This window comes from Sphingomonas sp. AC411 (assembly GCF_979253035.1).
Genome location: NZ_CEEDAQ010000003.1, coordinates 1 through 17509 on the forward strand (window position 1 = coordinate 1; position 17509 = coordinate 17509).

The 17509-nt window shown below is 62.7% G+C and carries 22 protein-coding genes and 5 pseudogenes; 17 read left to right on the forward strand and 10 right to left on the reverse strand.

Annotated elements, in window-relative coordinates; translation table 11 throughout:
- Window positions 1-18 precede the first annotated feature (18 nt).
- On the forward strand, window positions 19-171 hold the full coding sequence (locus AC0IX7_RS21150) for a hypothetical protein (RefSeq protein ID WP_471814254.1): 153 nt from the start codon (window positions 19-21) through the stop codon (window positions 169-171).
- Between the two features lie 1250 nt (window positions 172-1421).
- Window positions 1422-1835, forward strand: coding sequence for a PIN domain-containing protein (locus AC0IX7_RS21155; RefSeq protein WP_471814255.1), 414 nt, complete (start codon window positions 1422-1424; stop codon window positions 1833-1835).
- Between the two features lie 197 nt (window positions 1836-2032).
- On the opposite strand, the pseudogene AC0IX7_RS21160 reads toward AC0IX7_RS21155, so the two are convergent.
- Window positions 2033-2436 (reverse strand): annotated as a pseudogene (locus tag AC0IX7_RS21160) (MerR family transcriptional regulator).
- A 175-nt stretch (window positions 2437-2611) separates the two neighbouring features.
- Between AC0IX7_RS21160 and AC0IX7_RS21165 the strand changes: the two are divergent.
- Window positions 2612-2824 (forward strand): hypothetical protein, encoded by a 213-nt coding sequence (locus tag AC0IX7_RS21165; protein ID WP_471814301.1) that lies wholly within the window; start codon window positions 2612-2614, stop codon window positions 2822-2824.
- 22 nt (window positions 2825-2846) lie between these two features.
- Here the strand turns inward: AC0IX7_RS21165 and AC0IX7_RS21170 are convergent.
- From AC0IX7_RS21170 to copC, 8 genes and pseudogenes are all read right to left on the reverse strand, one after another.
- Window positions 2847-2927, reverse strand: a pseudogene (locus AC0IX7_RS21170) (hypothetical protein); the annotation flags it as partial.
- Window positions 2928-3134: 207 nt separating this feature from the next.
- Window positions 3135-3470, reverse strand: coding sequence for a hypothetical protein (locus AC0IX7_RS21175; RefSeq protein WP_471814257.1), 336 nt, complete (start codon window positions 3468-3470; stop codon window positions 3135-3137).
- Window positions 3471-3519: 49 nt separating this feature from the next.
- On the reverse strand, window positions 3520-4239 hold the full coding sequence (locus AC0IX7_RS21180) for an HAD-IC family P-type ATPase (protein WP_471814259.1): 720 nt from the start codon (window positions 4237-4239) through the stop codon (window positions 3520-3522).
- The gene (locus tag AC0IX7_RS21185; protein ID WP_471814299.1) at window positions 4215-4520 is read right to left on the reverse strand and encodes a heavy metal-binding domain-containing protein; all 306 of its coding nucleotides are present in this window, start codon (window positions 4518-4520) and stop codon (window positions 4215-4217) included. The genes AC0IX7_RS21180 and AC0IX7_RS21185 overlap by 25 nt, the downstream gene beginning before the upstream one ends.
- Window positions 4441-4911, reverse strand: a complete 471-nt coding sequence (locus AC0IX7_RS21190; RefSeq protein WP_471814261.1) for a YHS domain-containing protein — start codon at window positions 4909-4911, stop codon at window positions 4441-4443. The genes AC0IX7_RS21185 and AC0IX7_RS21190 overlap by 80 nt, the downstream gene beginning before the upstream one ends.
- Window positions 4912-4997: 86 nt before the next feature.
- A complete protein-coding gene (gene copD / locus AC0IX7_RS21195; RefSeq protein ID WP_471814263.1) occupies window positions 4998-5672 on the reverse strand; it encodes a copper homeostasis membrane protein CopD in 675 nt (224 codons plus the stop codon).
- The gene (locus tag AC0IX7_RS21200; protein ID WP_471814264.1) at window positions 5669-5965 is read right to left on the reverse strand and encodes a hypothetical protein; all 297 of its coding nucleotides are present in this window, start codon (window positions 5963-5965) and stop codon (window positions 5669-5671) included. Before AC0IX7_RS21200 ends, copD begins: the two co-directional genes overlap by 4 nt.
- Before the next feature lies 1 nt (window position 5966).
- Window positions 5967-6338, reverse strand: coding sequence for a copper homeostasis periplasmic binding protein CopC (gene copC, locus AC0IX7_RS21205; RefSeq protein WP_055763339.1), 372 nt, complete (start codon window positions 6336-6338; stop codon window positions 5967-5969).
- A 122-nt stretch (window positions 6339-6460) separates the two neighbouring features.
- On the opposite strand from copC, the gene AC0IX7_RS21210 reads away from it, so the two are divergent.
- The 14 genes and pseudogenes from AC0IX7_RS21210 (at window position 6461) to AC0IX7_RS21275 (ending at window position 16554) form a co-directional block, all read left to right on the forward strand.
- On the forward strand, window positions 6461-6733 hold the full coding sequence (locus AC0IX7_RS21210; RefSeq protein ID WP_055763369.1) for a hypothetical protein: 273 nt from the start codon (window positions 6461-6463) through the stop codon (window positions 6731-6733).
- Window positions 6730-7169 (forward strand): annotated as a pseudogene (locus AC0IX7_RS21215) (periplasmic heavy metal sensor). Before AC0IX7_RS21210 ends, AC0IX7_RS21215 begins: the two are co-directional and overlap by 4 nt.
- Complete coding sequence (locus tag AC0IX7_RS21220; protein WP_055763333.1) at window positions 7166-7759, forward strand: RNA polymerase sigma factor; 594 nt, start codon at window positions 7166-7168, stop codon at window positions 7757-7759. The pseudogene AC0IX7_RS21215 and the gene AC0IX7_RS21220 overlap by 4 nt, the downstream one beginning before the upstream one ends.
- 43 nt (window positions 7760-7802) lie before the next feature.
- Window positions 7803-9739: pseudogene (locus AC0IX7_RS21225) on the forward strand (copper resistance system multicopper oxidase).
- Between the two features lie 237 nt (window positions 9740-9976).
- Window positions 9977-10945 (forward strand): copper resistance protein B, encoded by a 969-nt coding sequence (locus tag AC0IX7_RS21230; RefSeq protein ID WP_471814266.1) that lies wholly within the window; start codon window positions 9977-9979, stop codon window positions 10943-10945.
- 68 nt (window positions 10946-11013) lie between these two features.
- Window positions 11014-11595 carry a hypothetical protein gene (locus tag AC0IX7_RS21235; protein ID WP_471814268.1) on the forward strand — a complete coding sequence of 194 codons (582 nt, stop codon included), beginning with the start codon at window positions 11014-11016 and terminating at the stop codon, window positions 11593-11595.
- Between the two features lie 127 nt (window positions 11596-11722).
- A complete protein-coding gene (locus AC0IX7_RS21240; RefSeq protein WP_235516307.1) occupies window positions 11723-12112 on the forward strand; it encodes a DUF305 domain-containing protein in 390 nt (129 codons plus the stop codon).
- A 54-nt stretch (window positions 12113-12166) separates the two neighbouring features.
- The gene (locus AC0IX7_RS21245; protein ID WP_055763320.1) at window positions 12167-12610 is read left to right on the forward strand and encodes a DUF411 domain-containing protein; all 444 of its coding nucleotides are present in this window, start codon (window positions 12167-12169) and stop codon (window positions 12608-12610) included.
- Window positions 12611-12770: 160 nt separating this feature from the next.
- Window positions 12771-13115: an ArsR/SmtB family transcription factor gene (locus tag AC0IX7_RS21250; protein WP_471814269.1), complete on the forward strand. Its 345-nt coding sequence runs from the start codon at window positions 12771-12773 to the stop codon at window positions 13113-13115.
- Window positions 13116-13126: 11 nt separating this feature from the next.
- Window positions 13127-13555 carry an arsenate reductase (glutaredoxin) gene (gene arsC, locus AC0IX7_RS21255; RefSeq protein ID WP_082446616.1) on the forward strand — a complete coding sequence of 143 codons (429 nt, stop codon included), beginning with the start codon at window positions 13127-13129 and terminating at the stop codon, window positions 13553-13555.
- A pseudogene (locus AC0IX7_RS21260) lies at window positions 13555-14837 on the forward strand (arsenic transporter). The gene arsC and the pseudogene AC0IX7_RS21260 overlap by 1 nt, the downstream one beginning before the upstream one ends.
- A complete protein-coding gene (locus AC0IX7_RS21265; protein WP_031393241.1) occupies window positions 14834-15157 on the forward strand; it encodes a YnfA family protein in 324 nt (107 codons plus the stop codon). The pseudogene AC0IX7_RS21260 and the gene AC0IX7_RS21265 overlap by 4 nt, the downstream one beginning before the upstream one ends.
- A complete protein-coding gene (gene arsH / locus AC0IX7_RS21270) occupies window positions 15157-15915 on the forward strand; it encodes an arsenical resistance protein ArsH (protein WP_471814271.1) in 759 nt (252 codons plus the stop codon). Before AC0IX7_RS21265 ends, arsH begins: the two co-directional genes overlap by 1 nt.
- A gap of 450 nt (window positions 15916-16365) precedes the next feature.
- Complete coding sequence (locus tag AC0IX7_RS21275) at window positions 16366-16554, forward strand: hypothetical protein (RefSeq protein ID WP_041394287.1); 189 nt, start codon at window positions 16366-16368, stop codon at window positions 16552-16554.
- Window positions 16555-16796: 242 nt separating this feature from the next.
- On the opposite strand, the gene AC0IX7_RS21280 is transcribed toward AC0IX7_RS21275, so the two are convergent.
- The gene (locus AC0IX7_RS21280) at window positions 16797-17483 is read right to left on the reverse strand and encodes a ZIP family metal transporter (RefSeq protein ID WP_031393017.1); all 687 of its coding nucleotides are present in this window, start codon (window positions 17481-17483) and stop codon (window positions 16797-16799) included.
- Window positions 17484-17509 lie beyond the last annotated feature (26 nt).

The window sequence follows — 17509 nt, forward strand, 5'->3', positions numbered from 1 at the left end:
TAAGGCGAGGGAGTCCGCTTGGCCGATCCGCAAAGCTCACCCCCGATCCAGATCACGCTCGGCGAACGGTCGATAAGCGAAGGCGTATCGGTGCGCGAAGCCGCCAAGCTGCTCAAATGCCACCATGCCACACTCTACCGGGCGCTGACCGCAGCGACGGTGGCTTTATAATGCGGTGGACTGCGCAGCCTGACACTTCGGCAGGGAAGGCCTGATGCCTATCCGGCCCGAGCACGTGTTCTTGTACCCGATCGACTGGGTGCAGCTATCACACCAGGTACGCTTCGTGCGGGCGGGGGACACTGCGAGCATTGTGGACGTCCCCACAGGCAGAAGGTCTTCCACCTAGGCGACGGACGGTGGTGGGATCGGAACCGGCAATGCTGGCGCAATGGCCGGGGCCGGCGCGTGCGACGGCCTACGGAAAACATTCTGGTACAAGGCCGGTGGACACACCGGTGGTCCTGGCTGTGCGCGCACCCTAACGCGCATGATCCGAGCGACGGTGCGCTTCACCAGCTCGCTGGCGCTCTGCCAACGCTGCCACATGCTCCACGATGGCCCGGGAGCCTCGACGCCGGCGCTGGATGAACGCGCGCTATCGGCGTGCGCACAGGTGATCTGTTCTGCGGTCCATACCCCAAGCTGGGAGGCGACTGGATTGCGCCCACCCGCTCAGCATGCTCGACGATCACCGCAGTGGAACGTCTTCCCGTTGACACTCGTTTCACTTATTGCGTTTACAACTCGCAGTCACTAGATGGCTTCCGCCCTGGGGATGAAACATGGCCGCCGTGGCCTTCAATATCGACGAGGCCCGAGCCTACTGCACACGAGATCGAGGCGGCCGGTAACGCCGCGCGTGCACTGTCGAGGGTAGATTCAGCCGCCCTATTCACCTGACTGTAGAAGGGGCAGGTGAGGACGTTATCAGCCTGCCGTCTGGTGTGTTCAACAGCATCGTCAAGATGCTGGTTGAGATCGGCAACAGTCATGCCGTCACATGCGTGCCGGTACGAGGCCGAGCTTACAACTAGCCAACAGCCGACCTGCTCAACATGTCGCGTCACACCTCATTAAGCTCTTAGAACGCGGTGATCTGCCGTTCCGGATGGTCGGCACGCATCGTAAGCTTCTCGGCCGCGACGTGCTGACCTACCGCAAGCCGCATGGATGCGGCCCGGCGCTGAGGCCCTGCAGGAAATGGCGGATCTGGATCAGGAAGCTGGCCTCTTCGACGATCACACGCCTCTCGATCGTCCCTGATGCTGGTCGGCCGCTACACCGTCCTGCTCGATGCCAACGTCAGCCGCACCCCTCCATCGTGCGGGGTGCGCGCGTGGTTCGCCGCCAGCCGGCTGTTCCGGCGCTCTGGAGCGAGGCCATCCTGGCCGAGTGGGAGGAAAGCTTAAGGCGACGGTTTGCCGATCTGGCAGCTGACCATTTCCAACGCCAGCGGACCTACATGGACAGCTTCGGAGGCGCTGGTGGAAGGCTACGAACCGCTGATGCCTGCCCTGACACTGCCTGATCCCAAGGACGTCCATGTTCTTGCCGCAGCGATTCACGGCAGAGCCGACGCGATTGTCACGTACAACCTCAAGGATTTTCCGGTCGAAGCAGCCGCCCGCCACGGTATCGAGGTGAAGCATCCGACGACTTCATCGTTAATGTCATCCGACCTCGATACGGCCAAGGCGCTGACCGCAATCGGAAACCAACGCACGTCAGTTTCACAATCCGCTGTCACCGCCGAAGATTACCTCGACCGCTTTCGGAAAAGCGATTTGGTCCAAGCAAGCCACCGACTGCAACCCCTTGTCGAGCTATTCTGAATGAGGGTTCTGACTACCAGTAAGCGCTTGAAGGCGGCGACCTATCTCAAGCGTCAGAACCGTTCGGTTTTGACACAAAGCTTCCTCGAAAACGATGGTCTTTTGGGAACGATAGATCTTTCCCAAAGCCGTTTTCCACGAGAAGGGAGAACACTAGAACCGCTTGCGAAGCCTACAGGCGGTAGAGCGCACGCACGCTAAGCGCCGCGCTCGATCGGATTGTCCAGCGAGCTTTCGATAATTGGGCACTCCGGGCGATCATCGCCGTGACAGCGCTCAGCCAAGTCGATCAGCGCCAGTGCGCCAGCTTTTCAACGCGCGCGCCTTGCGGCCCAGCTCGGCAGCGCGCGCTTTCGCCAGCGCCTTAACTTCGGCGCTCGACCGATCCGATCCGACCACAAGCCGAAGTGGCGTGCGGATCTCCTCGATTAAACACAGGTCTCGCGCGTTGGCGATGAACCGCAGCCGATGAATGTCCACTTCCGAATAATCCCGGTAGCTCCCGCGCCGGAGCGGTGCCGGGCACAAGGTCGATCTTCTCGTAGTGGCGGATCATGCGTTGCGAGACGCCGCTGGCCTCCGACGCCGCCCCGATGTTCATGGATTTCACCGTGTTCAGACGCAGCGCGTTGAGCACGACGGTGAAGGAAGAGGGCCATCGCAGCGCCAGCCAGCATTGGTGACAGAAGGATGCCGGCAACGGGAGTAGAGCACGCCGGCCGCGACGGAGCACGCCGACCCCGTTGAACAGGAATGAGAAGAACAGGTTCTGCCGAATGTTCCGCATCGTCGCACGGGCGAGCTTGCGCGCGCGCACGATCGCCGAAAAGATCGCCGCGTGTGAGCGTCATGCCCGCGCTTTCTATCGCTACGTCGGTTCCCGTCCCCATCGCGAGCCCAACGTCGGCAGCGGCCAGCGCCGGGGCGTCGTTGATACCGTCGCCGGCCATTTGCAACCTTGGCACCATCAGCTTTCAATTCGCCGATGATCCGCGCCTTATCTTCCGGTCGCAGATCGGCGCGTACATCGTCCAGGCCGCCCACGGCGCGCGCAACCGCATCGGCCGTCCCGCGATTGTCGCCCGTCAGCATGATAACGCGCAGAGCCTTCCTTGCGAAGAGCCGCGATGGCGTCGCGCGCCGAAGGGCGCACCGGGTCAGCAACCGCGAGCAAGCCCGCGAGTGCGCCGTCGATCGCGATCAGGATGACGCCGGCTCCCTCGCTCCGATGGCGATCGGCCGAAGCGTCGAGTGACTGGGGATCGGCACCGACCCGGCTCATTTGTGCGGCATTGCCGATCACCACCGATCGGCCGCCAACCGTGGCGCTGCACACCCATGCCGGTCTGCGAAGCGAAGTCTGCGACCGTGGCGAGTTGCAATCCGCGTTCCTTGGCGGCGACGACGATCGCGTGGGCTAGCGAGGTGTTCGGACTGTCCTTCGACAGCCGCAGCGAGCGCGAGCATGTCGTTCTCTCCAACGGTGCCGGTTGCCTCGATCGCGACCAGCGACGGCTTGCCTTCCGTTAGCGTGCCCGTCTTGTCGATGACCAGCGTATCGACCTTATCGAGTGCCTGTAGGCTTTCGGCATTCTTGACGAGCACGCCGGCCTGCGCGCCGCGGCCGGTTGCCAACCATAATCGACGCATAGGGTCGCGAGCCCGAGCGCGCGCAGGCAGGCGATCACCAGCACGGCGATCGCATTAAGGAGGCGTGACCCATGCGCGGCTCGGGACCGACCAGCGACCACACCACGAAGGTCGCGACCGAGATCAACACGACCAAAGGTACGAACCAGCCCGATACCCGGTCGGCGACCGCCTGGATCGGGGCACGGCTGCGCTGCGCTTCCGCGACCATGCGGACGATGCGCGCCAGCATCGTGTCGAACCGACCGCGCCGGCTTCCATAGCGAGGCTGCCCGTGCCGTTCACCGTCCCCCCGTGACTGCGGCATCGACTTCCTTGAGGACGGGGCCGGCTCGCCGGTGAGCATGGATTCATCGACCGAGGAGCGACCCTCGACCACCACGCCATCGACCGGGATCGCATCGCCGGGGCGGACCCGCAACCGATCTCCGGTTGCCACGTCGGCAAGGCTGACTTCTTCCTCTGACCCGTCAGACCGCAACCGTCGCGCTGTCTTGGGAGCGAGGTCCATGAGGGCGCGTATCGCGCGGCCAGTCGCCGCTCTGGCGCGCAATTCGAGAACCTGTCCGAGCAACACCAGTGTCACGACGACGCCGGCAGCTTCGTAATAGACTGGGACCATGCCCCCGTGCATCCGGAACGTCGCAGGGAAGATGCTGGGCGCGAGTGTTGCGACCAGGCTGTAGAGGAATGCCGCACCGACGCCGATCGCGATCAGCGTGAACATATTCAGATGGCGGGTGCGAAGCGACATCCACCCCGCTCGAAAAGCGGCCATCCCGCCCACAGCACAATTGGCGCAGTGAGTGCGAGTTGGACCCAAGGCGAAGCGGTAGGGCTAACAACATGGAGCCCAAACATCTCGGCGAACATCGAAACAATGAGCAGCGGAACGGTGAGCGCTCCTGCTACCCACAAACGCCGGGTGAAATCGACTAGTTCTGGATTGGGACCGTCATCGAGCGACGGCTCTTCCGGTTCGAGGGCCATGCCGCAAATGGGGCACGTTCCCGGCCCTTCCCGACAGAATCTCAGGGTGCATGGGGCACGTCCACATCGCTCCCGGGGTTGCCACCGGCTCGGGCTTTGGCTTGGCCCCAAGGTAGGCATCAGGGTCAGCGACGAACTTGGTTCGACACCCTGCACTACAGAAATGATACTCGTGCCCGGCATGCTCGGCATGGTGCGCTGTTTTTGCCAGATCAACGGTCATGCCGCATACCGGGTCGGTCACTGTGGCAGAAGGTTCTCCGCCCGCTTTCCCTGAGCAGCATCCTTCCTTGGCAGCTTGTGGAACAGCCGGAGATTTGGAGGACGAGCAGCAGGACGCGCCCGCCTCGCGCTCGATCGCAGCAGCTTTATCAGCTTGCTTGTTCGAGCACCCGCAGCCCCCGGCCAAATGGGCGTGGAAATCAGGGTCGTTCATAGAAAAACTCCTTCAACCCGAGAGCATGTAGAGGTCTCGACACCGTGTCAGGGTCAAGCCCCCTTCCAACGACTCACGGCACCTAATTAAATTACGTCGCAAAGCTCGATTGCCCTCAAACCAATAGCTACATGGCCGACGCAGGGTTCGAGCGTGCCGAGCCAACCTACCAGCACGAGGATCGCGACCACGCACGAAGCCTCGACTGCAAGACTTGTTCGCAAGGTTCGCAGCGCGCCTTTATAATCGCCTGCTGACACCGATCGTTCGAATGCCGGTGTAAAGCGGAAGCGGTTAAGCGAAGCGAGTCCGAGCATCCCACCCAACAGCACAAGCTTGGCGATCAAGAGCCTGCCGTAGACCGTCGTGCCGAGGGTCGGGAGATTGCCAAGGCCAACCAACAGCCAAGCGTTGATGAGGCCGGTGATGACGATCGTACCGACGACAATCGTGCCGGTCAGACCGAACCCGTGCAGCGCTCGATAGGTCAGTGCGAGGTGGGCGGCATCGGTGCGCCGCGCTGGTCGTGTCACCAGCAGCCCAAGCCCGAGCAGCGCTCCCACCCACGCACCAGCGCTCAGGAGATGGAGGATATCGGCCGCCAGATGCACCCACCCGGTCGCGCCTTCGTCCATCGCCCCGTGCCCCGTCCAGGCGAGCGTTGCGAGAGCGACGCCGGAAAAGATGGCGACCAAGCCAAGCGGCATCGTGCGCCGCGCCGCTATTAGGGCAGCGATAGACGCCACCAAGAGCGCGATCATGCGTACTTTCCATGCCGTGCCCGTTGCGGAGTCGAGAGCAGCATTCCGACTGCTTCCCGATCGATCGGCCACGGAGGTGCACCTGCCATCGCGGCTGCGAGCAGCGCGACCGCTATGCCGGAGAATAGCAGGGCGAGAAGCCCGGTCCCGAACAGCCAAGGGCGGAAGGCAAGCGCGTTGCCGCGCTCACCGACCTTCAACCCGTAGAGGCCGAATGCCGAGAGGCCGAACAGCCCGCTCAGCGTCACGTAAAGCGCGAAGCGAACCGCGATCAGCGGCCAGTCGGCTTCCACCTTACTTCACCGTGAAGGCGTAGTTTCCGGTGATGCGGTGTGTGTCGGTCGAGACCACATGCCAGGCAAGCTTATAGCTACCCGCGCCGAGCGGCGACTTGGGCGTGACGACGAGGGTGCGACCGTCCGAGCCGACAGTTGCGGTCCCGACGACTTTCATTGGTGCGTGCGTCATGCCGCCATGCCCGGTCATCATCAGATCCGCACCGGAAAACTTGGGCATCAGCTTCTCGCTGAAGCGCAGTGTGACATTGGCGGGCTTCGCGACCATCGCATTCGGTGCCGGGGATGCGGATACGAGTTTGGGATGGGCCTGGGCGGCTCCGGCAAGGCCGAGAAGGACGACAGCGGTAGGAAGGAAGACGCGACGCATGGGAATACTCCGATCAGGTTCGTGCCTGTTCTACGCGGCCCGGCCGCTCGCCCCTCATGACGGAAGTCGAGGGGTGATGGGCATCGCTGCGTAACAAGTGGTAGAGGCGCGGAGTGGACAGCATGGACGATCTAGACAGAACATTGGCGAGGCTCGCGGGCGCACCCGTGCCGGCATCGCTGGACGGGATCGAAGCGCAGGTGTTCGCACGCATCGGTGCGCAGCCCGTCGCACGGTTGACCGGATTGGGCGTCGGGGGCGTGATGGTCGCAGCGCTCGCGATCGGCATGGTTGGCGCGGAACTTCCGGCGACCGCCAGCCCTGCGGTGTCGCTTTCGCCGCTCGGGGGCGCATCACCACTGGCGCCATCGGTCTTGCTGATTGGTGAGCCATGACATCGACCAAGCGGCTTATCGTCTGCGTTGTACTGGCCTTCCTCGCGGCTATCGCAGGCGTATTTCTTGCGCGCGTGTTGCTGCCCCAGCCTAAGCAACCGGGCACCGCCTTGCACGAGGTCCTGCACCATAAGCTGGCGCTTGATGGCAATCAGCAGGCCCGGCTGAAAAGCCTAGAGGACCGGTTCGCGGTGCAACGCCACGCGCTGGAATTGGAAATGCGCGCGGACAATGCACGGCTAGCCGAGGCCATTGAGACCGAGCATGGCAACGGCCCCAAGGTGACCGCCGCGGTCGATCAGAGTCATGCGGCGATGGGCGAGTTACAGAAGGCAACGTTGGCGCATATCTTCGCCATGCGGCAGCTTTGCGCCCGGATCAGACCCCCCAATTCGATGCTGCGGTGGTGAAGGCGCTCACCGACGACCAGGGGTGAGCCTCGATTGGACCACCCTGTCCGACGGCGAACTGGCGACGCTCAGCATCGCTGGCCGACAAGCGGCATTCTCCGAAATCATGCGTCGCTATCGTCAGCCTATATTCCGGCTCGCGCGCGCCTTTGTCGGCGAGGCCGACGAAGCGCTCGATTTGGTTCAAGAGACGTTTGTCGCGGCGCATCAGGCGATGCCGCGCTACGATACACAGCGGGCGATGAAAGCATGGCTTTCTACGATCGCCGTCAACAAATGCCGGGATTGGGCAAGGAAGCGCGCGGTCCGTCGGTTTTTCTCCTTTGCCGCACCGCTCGACGAACAGGCCGAGACGATCGCGGACGATCAGGTAGCAATCGATGACGCAGCAGCCGATCGGCAGGAACTTGCCAAAGTGACGCGCGCCATCGCGACCTTGCCGATGAATCTCAAAGAACCGTTGGTGCTCCGCACGATCGAGGGTTTGAGCCAGGCGGAAACGGCCGATGTATTGGGGATCAGCCAGAAGGCGGTCGAAACCAGGCTATATCGGGCTCGCGCGCGCCTCGCCGAAAATTTGAAAGAGAACCAAGGGGTAGGCGCACGGGACGCGTAAGAGGTGAGACGGGCCGGCAGCGGCTCAATCCCAAGGAGCTACCATGTCGCGCGTTCTAGACCGCCGCCAATTGCTGCGCGGTGCCACTCTTGCAGGAGGCGGTGTTGCGCTGTCGGCATATATGCCGGCATGGGCGCAGCCTGTTTCCGCTGGTATTGTGAAGCCGCTGCCTACTGTATCGGGTGATGAAATCCGGCTCCGGGTCGCGCACCAGATGATGATGATCGACGGACGGCAGAGCCACGCCATCGGCATTAACGGCACTGTGCCCGCACCGCTGATCCGGCTGCGGGAAGGTCAGACCGTGCGGCTGCATGTCGAGAACGGTCTTGATGAGCAGACCTCGTTGCACTGGCACGGCCTGATCGTGCCGTTCCAGATGGACGGCGTGCCGGGCGTTGCCTTCCCCGGCATCGATAAGCGCACGACCTTCACCTACGAGTTCCCGATCGTGCAGGCCGGCACCTATTGGTATCACAGCCATTCCGGGTTGCAGGAGCAGATGGGGCTCTACGGCCCCATCGTGATCGACCCCAAGGGCGTTGACCTGATCCAGTCGGATCGCGAGCACGTTATCGTGCTGTCCGACCACAGCCAGCTCCACCCGCATCGCATCTTCATGAAGCTCAAGAAGCAGTCGGGCTATTTCAACCGGCAGCAGCAGACGCTCGCCGGCCTGCTCAAGGGCGAGGACCAGCCGCTCAAGGATCGCCTCGATTGGGGCAAGATGCGGATGGACCCGACCGACGTCGCCGACGTGACGGGTTCAAACTACACCTATCTCGTCAACGGGCATGGGCCGCAGGACAATTGGACGGGGCTGTTCAGGCCGGGCGAGCGGGTGCGGCTGCGTGTCATCAATGCGTCCGCGATGACGACCTTCAACGTCCGGATTCCGGGGTTGAAGCTGAGCGTTGTCCAGGCGGACGGCCTCAACGTCCGTCCCGTTGAGGTCGACGAGTTCCAGATCGGCGTGGCCGAGACCTACGACGTGATCGTCACTCCATCGGACGAGCGCGCCTACACGCTGGTCGGTGAGAGCGTGGACAGGTCCGGCATGGCGCGCGCAACGCTAAGCCCCCGCGAAGGCATGGCCGCTGAAGTCCCTCCACTTCGCAAGCGCCCTGTCGCCACCATGAAGGACATGGGGATGGACATGAACATGGATATGTCGGGCGGCGGTTCGATGCAGGGCATGGACCATAGTGGCATGCCTGGAATGGATCACGGATCAATGGCCACGGCTGAAAAGCCCGCCGCTGCGATGGACCACGCGCAGATGGACCACGGTGCTGCCGGTGCCGGCGCGGGCGGAATGGCCGGGATGGATCACGGCGCGATGCAGTCGGGTGCTACGATGCCAGGCATGGCAGGTGCGCCCGACGCCGCAGGTGGTATGGCAATGGGCGGCATGGCGGGCATGGACATGAACATGCGCGACTTTTCGAAAGCGCCGGGCGTGAAGAAGGGGCCGGGTGTCCAGACCATCTCGCCGATGCCGATGGATCGTACCGGCGACCCCGGTCAGGGTCTGGAGAATGTCGGGCATCGTGTGCTGAATTACCGCGATCTGGTCGCGGTCGATCGCAATCCCGATCTGCGCGCGCCGTCGCGCGAGGTGCAGATCCACCTTACCGGCAACATGGAACGCTACATGTGGGCGCTCGACGGTGAAAAGCTGTCCGAGGTGAAGGCACCGATCCCATTTCTTGCTGGCGAGCGCGTCCGCGTCACGCTGGTCAACGACACGATGATGGGCCACCCGATCCACTTGCACGGCCACTTCTTCGAATTGGTGACGGGGCACGGCGCGTACAGCCCGAGAAAGCATACCGTCATGGTCCAACCGGGGGCAAGGTCAGTTGGGACGTGACCGCCAACGAGGGCGATTGGGCATTCCACTGCCACATGCTCTACCACATGCACGCGGGCATGATGCAGGTCGTCCAGGTCCGTTCGGCGAAGGGAGAGGCGGCATGAAGGCGCTGCTTCTCGCCGGGATCGGCGCGCTGGTCGCCACGGCACCTGCCACGGCGCAGACGATGGACCATTCAATGATGCCGGGCATGAGCATGCCGGGCATGAAAATGCCGGCGAAAAACCGACCGCTAGATCGAGACCGGCCACAAAGCGGGCCCCTGCCAAGAAGGCAGCGACTAGGAAGGTCCCGGCAAAGCGTCCTCCAAGCCTGCAGCCGATCCACATGCCGAACACACGATGCCCGGCATGGACATGAGCGGTGCGAACGCGGCCGATCCGCACGCCGGCCACGACATGTCCCAAATGTCAGGCATGAACCCTGCTCCGGCTACCGCAACAGGCGAGCACACCGGCCATGATATGTCGGCGATGCCCGGCATGGATATGGCACCCGGCCAGCCAACGCAGCATGACATGTCTTCAATGCCGGGAATGGCGACCGTGCCTGTCGGTACAGACCTGAAGCCGGGCAATGCGCCCGCGCCTGCACCATCTCCGGTGCTGGCAGCGTCTCGCTATTACGGCGAGGCAGCCATGAGCGATGCCAACCGCGACCTGCGCCGCGAGCATGGCGGAATGACCTACTACCAAGTGCTCTTCAACCTTGCCGAGTATCAGGCGCGCAAAGGCGGGGACGGCTATCGATGGGATGGCGAGGCTTGGATCGGGGGAGACATCAACCGTCTCACCCTGAAGAGCGAAGGCGAGGGCACATTTGGCAAACCGCTCGAAGCGGCCGAGGTGCAGGCGCTCTACAGCCGTGCGCTCGATCCCTATTGGAACCTTCAGGCGGGCGTCCGCTACGACTTCAAGCCGAACCCTTCTCGCACCTACGCGACGGTCGGGATCGAGGGGCTTGCGCCCTATTGGTTCGACGTCGAGGGGGCACTGTTCCTTTCTGACAAGGGCGACGTGCTTGGCCGAGCCGAGGCATGGTACGACGAGCGAGTGACACAATTCTTCGTCCTTCAGCCTCGCGTGGAAGCCAACTTTGCAGCCCAAGACGTGCGCCAGGACGGCATCGGATCGGGGCTTACGGACCTCGAACTCGGGCTCAGGCTGCGCTACGAAAAGTCGCGTGAGTTTGCGCCCTACATCGGCGTGTCGTGGGAAAGGCAATTCGGCGACACGGCACGCTTCACGAGAGCACGCGGTGATGACACGGGCGGCTTCAGCTTCGTTGCCGGCGTGAGGACCTGGTTCTGAGGAGCGGCAGGCTCCGCCTTCATGTCGGTGCCAGCAAGCTTCATCGCTGGCTGGCACTGATTATCGGGGTGCAGCTACTGCTCTGGTTCTCCAGCGGCTTGTTGATGAGCATCCTGCCGATCGAGCGGGTACGAGGAGAACACCTCGTTGCACGCGAGAACACGGCGACGATCGATCCGGCTCAGGAGTTTGCTTCCCCGGCATCGGTGTTGGGCGCTGCCCCCGGCCCGGTGCGCGAACTGCGCTACACGACCTTGTTCGGACAACCCGTCGCCGAGTTGACGATGGCTAACGGCACGGTCCGGATGCACGACGCCCGGACCGGTTTGCCGATGCAGCGTATCGATGCGCCCTTTGCGCTACGAGTTGCACGCGCGGCATATCGCGGCCCCGGTGTCCCTGTTGCGTCCGTCATGTTTGCTCGAACAGCGAGCACGGAGTTTCGTGGCAAACTGCCGGTCTGGCGTGTGGAGTTCGAGGACGCCGAGACGACGCGCGTGTTCGTGTCACCGGAGAACGGTAGGATTGTCGGTGTCCGAACGGGTACGTGGCGGCTCTATGATTTTTTCTGGGGCCTCCACATCATGGACTGGAAAAACCATGAGAACTTCAACACCCCTTGGATGATGGCATTTGCAGCTGGGGGCTAGCCCTTGCGGTGGCAGGCGTGGTGCTGCTCTACATGCGCTGGCCGCGCCGCAGGCAAAGAAAAGTCCAAGGGTGCACGACGTTGCCGCGTAACTCTCTCTAGGTGGGGGATACCTCGGGAGAACGACTATGAAGACCATTACCACGATCGGCATGTTAGCCGCAGCGCTCGCCGCCAGTCCGCTTGCCGCACAGAGCAGCATGGCGGGCATGGATCATAGCCAGATGCAGGGAATGGATCATTCCAAGATGATGAATGATCCGGGCAATCCTTACGCCGCATCCGAGATGGACATGCATCAGAAGATGATGGCCGCGAAGCAGGGAGACGCATCGGAGATGTGGACCCGCAAGATGATCGAACATCATCGTGGAGCCGTTACCATGTCGCGCGTGGCGCTTCGGGACGCGAAGGATGCCGACACGAAGCGGATGGCGCAGATGACCATTACGAAGCAGGAAAAGGACATCGCCGAGCTTCAGGGCTGGCTCAAGTCGCATGGCAAGCGCGCCCAATAAGGCCGCTGGCAGGAACCCCGCCCCCGGGCGGGGCTTCACCAAAGGAGTTTAGCAATGAAGTTTACGATCCGGAGTGCGATCGTCGCCGCAGCGATGATGACCCCGGCTGTGGCCTTAGCGGCGAACAGCATTGCCATGCACCGCGATCCAGGGTGCGGCTGTTGCGAGCAGTGGGCCAAGCAGGTCCGTCAGCAGTTCGGGCGCAACGTGCAGATCATCGATGACGCTCACCGCGATGTGCTTCAGCGCAAGATGGGTGTCCCCGCCGACCTCAGTTCATGTCACACCGCGGTAGTCGACGGTATGGCATTTGAGGGCCATGTACCGATTGCCGACATGAAACGGGTGCTTGCCCAGCATCCCAAAGGCGTAAACGGGCTTGCTGTGCCGGGTATGCCGGTGGGATCACCTGGCATGGAAATGCCGGGCATGAACGCACAGCCCTATGAGGTGATCGCGTTCGGACCAACCGGACGCAAGGTGTTCGCCCGCCATTAAAGAGGGAGGCGCGGACGCCTCCTCCCATTTACTTTTCATGCCCGACATGTCGTGGCCGGCATGGTCTTTACGCCTGCCGCTTTCATGTCGGTGCAGGGCGTTGTCGGAATCGATAGTGGTTTGAAGATCGTGAGAGCTTTCATAACTTAACATATCCGCTATGCCGGATGCATGGATAACGATCTCGGCTATCATTGCGCTTGGTGCGCTCGCGCAAGGCACACGCCTCGACGTGTTTCGCCTGCTGGTTCGCCACGAACCGGACGGCATGGCGGCGGGTGAAATTGCCCGTCAGCTCGACGTGCCGCAGAACACCATGTCCGCGCACCTCGGCATTCTCGCGCGCGCCGGCATCGTGCGCTCGGAACGGCATAGCCGGTCGATTATTTACCGTGCCGATCTAGACGGGCTGCGCGCGCTAACGCTGTTCCTCGTCAAGGATTGCTGTGCCGGCTCGCCTGAACTGCGTGCGCCGCTCCTGGCCGAACTCACCCCCTGCTGCTGAAAGGACGCCCCGTGGCCGTCGATATCGTGATCTATCACAACCCCGAGTGCGGCACGTCGCGCAACACGCTGGCGATGATCCGCAATGCTGGCATCGAGCCGCACGTCATCGAATATCTGAAAACCCCACCCTCGCGCGCGTTGCTGGTCGAGCTGATCGACCGCGCCGGGATCACGCCCCGCGATCTGCTACGCGAGAAGGGGACGCCCTATGCGGAGCTGGGCCTTGGTGACGATGCGCTGTCAGACGACACGCTGGTGGACGCGATGATGGCGCATCCGGTCCTCATTAACCGGCCGCTGGTCGTCTCGCCGCTCGGCGTGAAGCTGTGCCGACCGTCCGAAGCGGTCCTCGATCTGCTGCCTGATGCCCAACAGGGCGCGTTTGCCAAGGAAGACGGCGAACAGGTTGTGGATGCTTCGGGCCAGCGCATCGCCTGATGCTGCTCGCGTTCGCTATCTTCGTCGTCACGATCGCGCTCGTCATCTGGCAGCCCAAGGGCCTGGGCATCGGCTGGAGCGCGCTAGGCGGCGCGGCCGTCGCGCTACTCGTCGGGGTCGTTTCGCTCTCTGACGTGCCGGTGGTGTGGGGCATCGTCTGGAACGCGACCGCGACGTTCGTCGCGATCATCATCGTCAGCCTGTTGCTCGATGAAGCCGGGTTCTTCGAATGGGCGGCGCTCCACGTTGCGCGCTGGGGCGGGGGCATGGTCGTCGGCTGTTCGTGCTGATCGTCCTGCTCGGGGCGGCGGTGTCGGCGCTGTTCGCCAATGATGGCGCCGCGCTGATCCTGACGCCGATCGTTATCGCGATGCTGCGTGCCCTGGGATACAAGGACAAGGCGACGCTGGCGTTCGTGATGGCGGCGGGATTCATCGCTGATACCGCCAGTCTGCCGCTGATCGTCTCCAACCTCGTCAACATCGTGTCGGCCGACTTCTTCCGGATCGGCTTTGCCGATTACGCCTCGGTGATGGTGCCGGTCGATCTGGCGTCGATCGCCGCGACACTGGTTGCGCTGCTGCTGTTCTTCCGGCGCGACATACCGGCAAGCTACGATGTGGCGCAGCTCCGCACGCCCGGTGATGCGATCCGCGACCGTGCCACGTTCAAGGCGGGCTGGGTCGTTCTTGCTCTACTGCTTGCCGGCTTCTTTCTGCTCGAACCCTCGGCGTGCCGGTCAGCGCCGTGGCTGCTGCCGGCGCAGTCCTCCTGCTCATCATCGCCGCGCGCGGTCACGTCATCCAGACGCGCAAGGTGCTGGCCGGCGCGCCGTGGCAGGTCGTGATCTTCTCGCTCGGCATGTACCTGGTCGTCTATGGCCTCCGCAATGCGGGCCTGACTGACCACCTTGCCAGCCTGCTCGATCGTACCGCGCAAGGCGGTGTGGGGTGCAGCGTTCGGGACCGGGATCATCGCCGCGCTGCTCTCGTCGGTGATGAACAACATGCCGACCGTGCTAGTAGGCGCGCTGTCGATCGACGCGACGCACGCCACGGGCGCGATCAAGGAAGCGATGATCTACGCCAACGTAATCGGGTGCGACCTCGGACCGAAGATCACGCCGATCGGTTCGCTCGCGACACTGCTCTGGCTGCATGTCCTCGGGCAAAAGGGCATCCGGATTGGCTGGGGCTATTACTTCAAGGTTGGTGCGACACTAACGATCCCGGTGCTGCTGGTAACGCTCGCGGCACTCGCGATCAGGATCAGCATGGTATGACGGCACTCGTCTATCTTGCCGCGTCGCTTGCGGAAATCGCAGGGTGCTTTGCCTTTTGGGCATGGTTGCGGCTGGACAAATCGCCTCTGTGGCTGGCTCCGGGCGTGGTCTCACTTATGCTGTTCGCCTGGCTACTGACACGCGTGGATAGCGACGCAGCGGGGAGGGCCTATGCTGCCTATGGCGGCGTCTACATCTGCGCATCGCTGATCTGGCTCTGGGCTGTCGAAGGGGTAAGGCCCGATCGCTGGGACGCGGGTGGAGCTGCACTTTGCCTGATCGGCACCTGTATCATTCTGCTTGGCCCAAGGACCGCCTGATGCCGCTCCGCACTCTCTCCGATCCTGATAATCTGCCCGCGCTTGATCGGCGCTATGCGCTCGATCGTCCTGCCCTTGGGCTGGGCGCTGGTGATCCACCTCCGCGCATACTGTTGCTCTACGGCTTCCCTGCGGGAGCGATCCTTTTCGCGGCTATGCGTCGAGGAAGCTGCTCGCCTGCTGCAATTCTTCGGCTGCGAAACGCGGATCTTCGATCCTTCGACGTTGCCGTTGCCCGATCAGGTGACGGGGACGACCACCCGGCCGTTCACGAGCTGCGCGAACTGTCGATGTGGTCGGAGGGGCATGTGTGGTGCAGCCCCGAGCGGCATGGCCAGATTACTGGCATCATGAAGCTGCAAGTCGATCACCTGCCGCTGTCGATGGGCGGCATGCGCCCAACGCAAGGCCGCACGCTTGCCGTCATGCAGGTGTCGGCGGGATCGCAGTCGTTCAACAGCGTGAACACCCTGCGCGTCCTCGGCCGTTGGATGCGAATGGTGACGATCCCCAACCAATCCAGCGTAGCCAAGGCGTTTGCGGAGTTTGACGACGCCGGTCGGATGAAGCCGTCCAGTTATTACGATCGGATCGTGGATGTGATGGAGGAGCTGGTGCGCTTCACGGTCCTGCTACGCCCGCACACCACGCAGCTTGTCGATCGCTATTCCGAGCGAAAGGAGGCAGGTATGCCGATCGATAGCGCCACGGACCTTTCGAGCATCGCAACCTCACCAACGTATCGGAAAGGCCAGTAAAGTCCGCTTAGTGTGGCAAACCGCTCCTGCGACATTGTGCATCACTGAGTGTGCTTCTAGATGCATCCAATGAAACGCCGGGCTCGCCCACTGTCCAAGATATTGCATTCCATGGCGTTTTTCGTCCTGGCCGTGATGTTGCTGGTCCGGCTTGGCCCGCTCTGCGAGACGATGGCGATGGCCGCGCCTCCGGCTGCGTCCGCGATGATGGACTGCGCCAGCAAATCAGCAGGCGCTCCCATCAAAAAGGCGCCTGCGTCGGCTTGCGCTATACCGTGCGTTGCAGTTGCCGGCGAAACCGTCGAACATATCGAGCTGGTTCCGTCCTCCCGTCTATCGCCATGGCCAGCTCCACAGACGGGCCTTTTAGGCGTGGCATACGCTCCGGCCACACCCCTCCGCAAACCGTGTGAAATTGAACATCATCACACGTAAGTTTCGGAGAATATCATGACCAAGTTTAAGCTCATCAGCGCTGCCTTCGCCCTCACTCTGTCGACTGGCGCATTCGCCGCTGTCGCCAATTGCTGCGCCGACATGGCGTGCTGCAAGGACGGTGCGGACTGCTGCAAGGATGGCGCAAAAGCCAAGGCCGCGGACTGCTGCGATCATGCTAAGGGCGGCATGAAGCACGGCTGAAGCTGGATAGGGGCGGGCAACCGCCCCTATTTTTCTAGTCTACGTCTACTCGGCGCGGCACGCCGTCCCGCCACGGTCGCTGCGACGAGCGGAGAGTTACCTTCAGGGTTGAGGCTCTCCCCGAACCGCATCCATCGTTCGTCCCATCTCGCGCGCGATTACCGCCAGAGTCTGCTTGGCCTCGATACGCCGACGAAGCTCGGCGTCATCATTATCGGTCCAAGACGTTCCACGTCGAGCGGTCAGCCCAATACCTCCTCGATCAGGAGCAGGCCCAAAAACCCGATGAAAAACATCGCGCTGATAAGCGGAGTGTCCGGCTTCTCGTGTGCCTCAACCAACAGCTCTTCCGTCACGAGGTAGAGCAGCGCCATCAGACCGAAACTGAGAAACCCGGCGATCACGACGGGCGGAAACGTCGCAACGGGAGTCGCTATCGCCGCACCGATCGGCAGCAACAAGGCGATCCCCATCGTAATCGCGATGATCCGCGCCTTGGACTTGATCGTCTCGCCCAACTCGGTCGTCACGGTCAGTCCGAGAAACAGCACCTCCAACGTCAACGCGATCGTCAGCAACACGCCGGCCTTCCCGCCAGCGACGAACGCCAACCCGAGAACAAGCCCGTCGATCAGGATATCCACTGCGACCGCGCCCAACATAGCGATCGGGCCACTGGCGCGACCCTCAAGAGCTTTGAGCGACAGCATCACGAGAATGCCAAGCGCGCCGCCTGTGAATGTCGCGATCGGTGAACCTTCGTGCATCACCTGGGGCAAGATCTCGGCTGCCGCTGCGGCGAACACGACGCCTGCCGCCAAGTGCTGCATAGCGCTTACGAAGGCATCACTTGGCCGTCTCGATACCGCGAATAGCGAGCCGATCAGTACGGCGACGACGGGAATGAGCGTGAAGGCAACGGCCTGCATAGCTTAAGCCCTCACGCTGTCATGAT

Bases quoted from the DNA above. Each gene is read 5' to 3' on its own strand.
- AC0IX7_RS21165 (WP_471814301.1), top strand. From the start codon at position 2,612: ATGTTCCGCATCGTCGCACGGGCGAGCTTGCGCGCGCGCACGATCGCC.
- AC0IX7_RS21180 (WP_471814259.1), bottom strand. From the start codon at position 4,239: ATGTCGCTTCGCACCCGCCATCTGAATATGTTCACGCTGATCGCGATC.
- AC0IX7_RS21190 (WP_471814261.1), bottom strand. From the start codon at position 4,911: ATGAACGACCCTGATTTCCACGCCCATTTGGCCGGGGGCTGCGGGTGC.
- copD (WP_471814263.1), bottom strand. From the start codon at position 5,672: ATGATCGCGCTCTTGGTGGCGTCTATCGCTGCCCTAATAGCGGCGCGG.
- copC (WP_055763339.1), bottom strand. From the start codon at position 6,338: ATGCGTCGCGTCTTCCTTCCTACCGCTGTCGTCCTTCTCGGCCTTGCC.
- AC0IX7_RS21210 (WP_055763369.1), top strand. From the start codon at position 6,461: ATGGACGATCTAGACAGAACATTGGCGAGGCTCGCGGGCGCACCCGTG.
- AC0IX7_RS21230 (WP_471814266.1), top strand. From the start codon at position 9,977: ATGCCCGGCATGGACATGAGCGGTGCGAACGCGGCCGATCCGCACGCC.
- AC0IX7_RS21240 (WP_235516307.1), top strand. From the start codon at position 11,723: ATGAAGACCATTACCACGATCGGCATGTTAGCCGCAGCGCTCGCCGCC.
- AC0IX7_RS21245 (WP_055763320.1), top strand. From the start codon at position 12,167: ATGAAGTTTACGATCCGGAGTGCGATCGTCGCCGCAGCGATGATGACC.
- AC0IX7_RS21250 (WP_471814269.1), top strand. From the start codon at position 12,771: ATGCCGGATGCATGGATAACGATCTCGGCTATCATTGCGCTTGGTGCG.
- AC0IX7_RS21265 (WP_031393241.1), top strand. From the start codon at position 14,834: ATGACGGCACTCGTCTATCTTGCCGCGTCGCTTGCGGAAATCGCAGGG.
- arsH (WP_471814271.1), top strand. From the start codon at position 15,157: ATGCCGCTCCGCACTCTCTCCGATCCTGATAATCTGCCCGCGCTTGAT.
- AC0IX7_RS21275 (WP_041394287.1), top strand. From the start codon at position 16,366: ATGACCAAGTTTAAGCTCATCAGCGCTGCCTTCGCCCTCACTCTGTCG.
- AC0IX7_RS21280 (WP_031393017.1), bottom strand. From the start codon at position 17,483: ATGCAGGCCGTTGCCTTCACGCTCATTCCCGTCGTCGCCGTACTGATC.